Origin of the sequence: Caballeronia sp. (assembly GCF_049581465.1) — a bacterium.
In the GTDB taxonomy this organism is placed as follows: Bacteria; Pseudomonadota; Gammaproteobacteria; order Burkholderiales; family Burkholderiaceae; genus Caballeronia.
Genome location: NZ_JBAUSA010000503.1, coordinates 1 through 4227, shown reverse-complemented (window position 1 = coordinate 4227; position 4227 = coordinate 1). Strand labels below are relative to the sequence as shown.

At 61.7% G+C, this 4227-nt stretch carries 7 protein-coding genes; 2 read left to right on the top strand and 5 right to left on the bottom strand.

Annotated features, from left to right (window positions below; translation table 11 throughout):
- Positions 1–302 (bottom strand): methyltransferase domain-containing protein (locus WCA53_RS12380; protein ID WP_423910055.1); only part of this gene is annotated, 302 nt, incomplete at its 3' end.
- Between the two features lie 131 nt (positions 303–433).
- On the opposite strand from WCA53_RS12380, the gene WCA53_RS12375 reads away from it, so the two are divergent.
- The gene (locus tag WCA53_RS12375; protein ID WP_423910058.1) at positions 434–1207 is read left to right on the top strand and encodes a phosphoribosyltransferase family protein; all 774 of its coding nucleotides are present in this window, start codon (positions 434–436) and stop codon (positions 1205–1207) included.
- A 19-nt stretch (positions 1208–1226) separates the two neighbouring features.
- Positions 1227–1697 carry a tRNA (uridine(34)/cytosine(34)/5-carboxymethylaminomethyluridine(34)-2'-O)-methyltransferase TrmL gene (gene trmL / locus WCA53_RS12370; RefSeq protein WP_423910052.1) on the top strand — a complete coding sequence of 157 codons (471 nt, stop codon included), beginning with the start codon at positions 1227–1229 and terminating at the stop codon, positions 1695–1697.
- A gap of 25 nt (positions 1698–1722) precedes the next feature.
- Here the strand turns inward: trmL and WCA53_RS12365 are convergent, their stop codons facing one another.
- The 4 genes from WCA53_RS12365 to WCA53_RS12350 all read right to left on the bottom strand — a co-directional run bounded on the left by WCA53_RS12365 (position 1723) and on the right by WCA53_RS12350 (position 4009).
- On the bottom strand, positions 1723–2721 hold the full coding sequence (locus tag WCA53_RS12365) for an NAD(P)H-dependent glycerol-3-phosphate dehydrogenase (protein WP_423910049.1): 999 nt from the start codon (positions 2719–2721) through the stop codon (positions 1723–1725).
- Between the two features lie 24 nt (positions 2722–2745).
- Positions 2746–3219 (bottom strand): protein-export chaperone SecB, encoded by a 474-nt coding sequence (gene secB / locus WCA53_RS12360; protein WP_423910046.1) that lies wholly within the window; start codon positions 3217–3219, stop codon positions 2746–2748.
- A gap of 107 nt (positions 3220–3326) precedes the next feature.
- Complete coding sequence (grxC, locus tag WCA53_RS12355; protein WP_423910042.1) at positions 3327–3587, bottom strand: glutaredoxin 3; 261 nt, start codon at positions 3585–3587, stop codon at positions 3327–3329.
- The gene (locus WCA53_RS12350) at positions 3584–4009 is read right to left on the bottom strand and encodes a rhodanese-like domain-containing protein (protein WP_423910037.1); all 426 of its coding nucleotides are present in this window, start codon (positions 4007–4009) and stop codon (positions 3584–3586) included. The genes grxC and WCA53_RS12350 overlap by 4 nt, the downstream gene beginning before the upstream one ends.
- Positions 4010–4227: the final 218 nt, after the last annotated feature.

Here is a 4227-nt window from a genome sequence, read left to right as displayed (position 1 = left end):
GATTCGGCCGTTTCCGCGAGGTTCGCCCGCGCCAGCATGGCCGCCGATAGATCCATGCCGATCACGGACGCGTCGGCGAATCGCTCGCGCAAACCGGGTAGATCGGCGCCCGTGCCGCAGCCCGCATCGAGCACGCGCACCGGCGTGACCTTGATGTAGTCGAGCCGCTCGCGCATGCGCTGTGCAATTTCACGCGGCAGGAAGGCGACGTTGTCGAAGGTCGCGGCGCGGCGATCGAAAATTCGCATCAAGCGACGCAAATCGTAGGCCGGTCGGCCAATGTTGGCGGGAGTTGGGGACATGACAGCCTGCTTTCGAAGAGTGCGAAGTATACTCGGCGATTATTGAAACGTCCGGTACGGTAGGAGAGCGCAACGTGCCGCCGCGTGTAGGGCGGGCCTCGGCCACGCCGGGCTTTTCTCGGATTGCGCTCATGACAGGCCGATTTCCAAACGTATTGCGTCGTTCCGGTCCCTTGCGCGACGTGTCGTACGCGGCAGCGCGATGGCTCGGCTGGCTACGCGACATCGCGCTACCGAATCAGTGCGCATTGTGTGGCAATTTGTCGCAGGGCGTGTTGTGTAGCGGCTGCGACACGCAGTACTGGAACGAGGCGCGCGTGAGGTGCCGGATTTGCGCACTGCCGGTCGATAGGCGGTCCGATCGCGCGCGGTTGATTTGCCGGACATGTATTGCAGAGCCGCCGAATTTCGATGCGACCTTTGCGCTCGCCGATTACCGCGCACCGCTCGACACGCTCGCGCTCGATCTGAAATTCCACGCCCGGACCGCTACCGGGCACGAATTTGCTCGCCATTTGCACGCGGCATTCGAGACCGCCGACGATTGCGCGCCCGACATTCTTGCGCCCGTACCGTTGTCGCGCGCGCGTTTGAACGCGCGCGGATTCAACCAGGCGTGGTCGATCGGAAAGCCGTTGGCGCGAAGGCTCGGCGCGCACGCTGATGCGATGCTTATTGAACGGACTCGCAATACCGCGCCGCAAGCCAGACTCGATCTCGATACCCGGCGTCGAAACGTAGGTGACGCGTTTCGGGTCATGCGCGACGTGCGCGGCAAGCACGTCGCTATCGTCGACGACGTCATGACGTCAGGCGCCACGCTCGACGCGCTGGCCCGTACGCTGAAGACTGCAGGGGCGGCGCGCGTGACCAATTTCGTGGCGCTGCGTACGCCACAAGACTAATTTTCCAGAGCTAATGCTTATGTTCAACGTCGTTCTTGTCGAACCCGAAATTCCGCCGAACACCGGCAACGTGATCCGCCTATGTGCGAATACCGGTGCGCGCTTGCACCTCATCGAGCCCCTCGGCTTCCCTCTCGACGACGCGAAGATGCGTCGCGCCGGGCTCGATTACCACGAGTACGCGCAAATGCATGTGCATGCAAACTGGAATGCGTTTATTGAAGCCGAGGCGCCGGATGCGGCGCGTATGTTTGCGTTCACGACGCGCGGATCGACGCCGTTTTTCGGACACACATTCCAGGCCGGCGACTGGTTTGTATTCGGCGCCGAAACGCGCGGGCTGCCGGAGGCCGTGCTTTCGCAAATCCCGCCCGACCGGCGCGTGCGACTGCCAATGCGGCCGGGGAACCGCAGCTTGAATTTATCGAATACGGTGGCCGTGGTGACGTTTGAAGCGTGGAGACAGGCGGGGTTTGACGGCGGCCTTTAACAGCGGGACGAGTCCTTCAAACCGCTCACTCCGCTTTGGAATCGCGGCTCAACAGAGCTTGAACCGCGTCACGCGGCGCGACATTTTCAAACAGGACGCGACACACCGCCTGGGTGATCGGGACATCGATACCGCGCGCCTGCGCCAATGCCAGCACGGCGCGAGCGCATCGCACGCCTTCGGCTACATGGCCTAGCGCCGCGAGAATGTCGCTGAGCGACTGGCCGCCCGCGAGTTGCATGCCGACGGTACGGTTACGCGATAAGTCACCTGTGGCCGTGAGAATGAGGTCGCCGAGTCCGGTCAGGCCGGTGAACGTTTCGGCGCGGCCACCCAGCGCCACGCCTAATCGCGACATTTCCGCGAGCCCACGCGTGATCAGCGCGGCGCGCGCGTTCAACCCGAGACCCAGTCCATCGGCTATGCCTGTTGCGATGGCCATCACGTTCTTCACCGCGCCACCCACTTCCACGCCGATTACGTCGTCGCCGGTGTAGATGCGCATGGCGCCGTGATGAAACGCCTCTACCGTGCGTTCGCCGAGGGCTGCCGATCGGCTCGCCACCGTGAGCGCCACCGGCAAGCCCTGCCCGACCTCACGCGCAAAGCTCGGCCCGGACAGCGTGCCGTTGCTCGCGTGCCCAGGCAATTCGGCTGCAACAACCTCGTTCGGCAAGCATTGCGTATCGGCTTCGAAGCCCTTGCACAGCCACACGAAATGGGCCGGAACAATCCCGGATTCGCGCATGGAGCGGCACATTGCACGTAACCCGGCGACGGGCGCGGCCACCACGCACAGCGCATCGCCGGCCGCGCAATGCTGCAGCACAGACGCGAGTTCTGCGTCGTATCGTAGCGTTGCGGGCAGGGTCACGCCGCGCAAATAGCGCTCGTTTTCGTGCGTTCGGGAAAGGGTTTCGATGAGCGCGGGATCCCGCGCCCAAAGCACCGTGTCGTGGCGGCGGGCCAGATGGCCTGCCAGCGCGGTGCCCCACGCACCGGCGCCGAGTACGGCTACTTGCATGCCCGGCTCCGGTCGTGACAACGTTTAATTCAGCGTCGCGCCGTTGGCCACGCCTTCCTGCGCCGCCGCCAACTGCGAAATACGCTGCTCGTACAACGCCTGGAAGTTGATTTCCGCGAGGTGGATCGGCGGGAAACCGGCGCGGGTGATCGCGTCGGCAATATTCGAGCGCAGGTACGGGAACAGGATGGTCGGGCAAGCGATGCCAACCAACGGGTCGATTTGATCGGCCGGGATGTTGCGGATATCGAAAATACCGGCCTGTTTGGCTTCGATCAGGAACGCCACCTTGTCGGTGACCTTCGCCGTCACAGTGCCGGTCACCAGCACTTCGAAGACGCTTTCCGCGAGGCGCTCGGCCTTCACATCCACTTCCACTTCCACCGACGGCATGTCTTGTTCGAGGAAAATGCCCGGGGAGTTGGGCTGCTCAAGCGACATGTCCTTCAGATAGATACGCTGGATGTTGAAGAACGGCTGGTTGTTGTCGTCAGACATGGTTGTTCCCTAGATTATTGGAGTGCGGCGCGCGACTTTCCGGTCTTTCCGGTCAAGAGGCGCGCCGCTGGGTCGAATGCGTTCAGGCGTGCATTAGACCGATGCTTTTACGCGGACGCAAGTAGCGGCATCAAACCGCCTTTGCGGTCGAGCGCCGACAGGTCTTCGTAACCGCCCACATGCGTCTCGCCGATAAATACCTGCGGCACCGTGCGACGGCCCGTACGCGTCATCATTTCGTCGCGCTTTGCCGGATCCCGGTCAATCATCACTTTTTCGACGCTATCGACGCCGCGCGACTTTAAAAGACGCTCGGCCATCTGGCAATACGGGCACACCTGCGTGCTGTACATAATGACTTTGTTCACTTCGCAGCTCCTTGTTTCACGACTGGCATGCCGGCCTTTTGCCAGGCATCCAGTCCACCTTGCAATACATGGACCTCGGCGTAACCCGCTTCGCTCAACGTGCGGCTCGCCTTCTGGGATTGTTGGCCGGTCTGGCATATGAGCAAGACCGGATTCCCCTTATTCTTCGCGATTTGGCCAATCTTTGCTTGGAGTTCCGCCAGAGCGAAATTACGCGCGGCCGGCAAATGGCCCTGCGAGTACTCCGCGGCAGGCCGTACGTCGATCACGGCCGCGTTGCGCCGATTGATCAGTTGAATCGCTTCCGCGGGCGTCACACCGCCGCGTCCACGCCGCACGAGGGTCGGCCACAACAGCAATACACCTGAAATGAGGACAACCGCGATAAGTACAAGGTTGATGTAGTCGGTGAAAAACTTCACTTAGAGGCCGCCGGAGTGGGAATGTGGAAGAATGAAAACCCCGAAAAAAACCGGAGCAATGCGCTCATTATAAAATATTCGTTTGACGTGATGAATTCGGCCGATCAGCCAGGTTGCGCGAGAACGCGTTGCCACCCAAAATCGAGGCCAGTTTCCGGCGCTCCCGCTGCCCTTTCACTAACGACCTTTGAACAGACATCATGTACAAACTAGTGCTC

Bases quoted from the DNA above. Each gene is read 5' to 3' on its own strand.
- trmL (WP_423910052.1), top strand. From the start codon at position 1,227: ATGTTCAACGTCGTTCTTGTCGAACCCGAAATTCCGCCGAACACCGGC.
- WCA53_RS12375 (WP_423910058.1), top strand. From the start codon at position 434: ATGACAGGCCGATTTCCAAACGTATTGCGTCGTTCCGGTCCCTTGCGC.
- secB (WP_423910046.1), bottom strand. From the start codon at position 3,219: ATGTCTGACGACAACAACCAGCCGTTCTTCAACATCCAGCGTATCTAT.
- WCA53_RS12365 (WP_423910049.1), bottom strand. From the start codon at position 2,721: ATGCAAGTAGCCGTACTCGGCGCCGGTGCGTGGGGCACCGCGCTGGCA.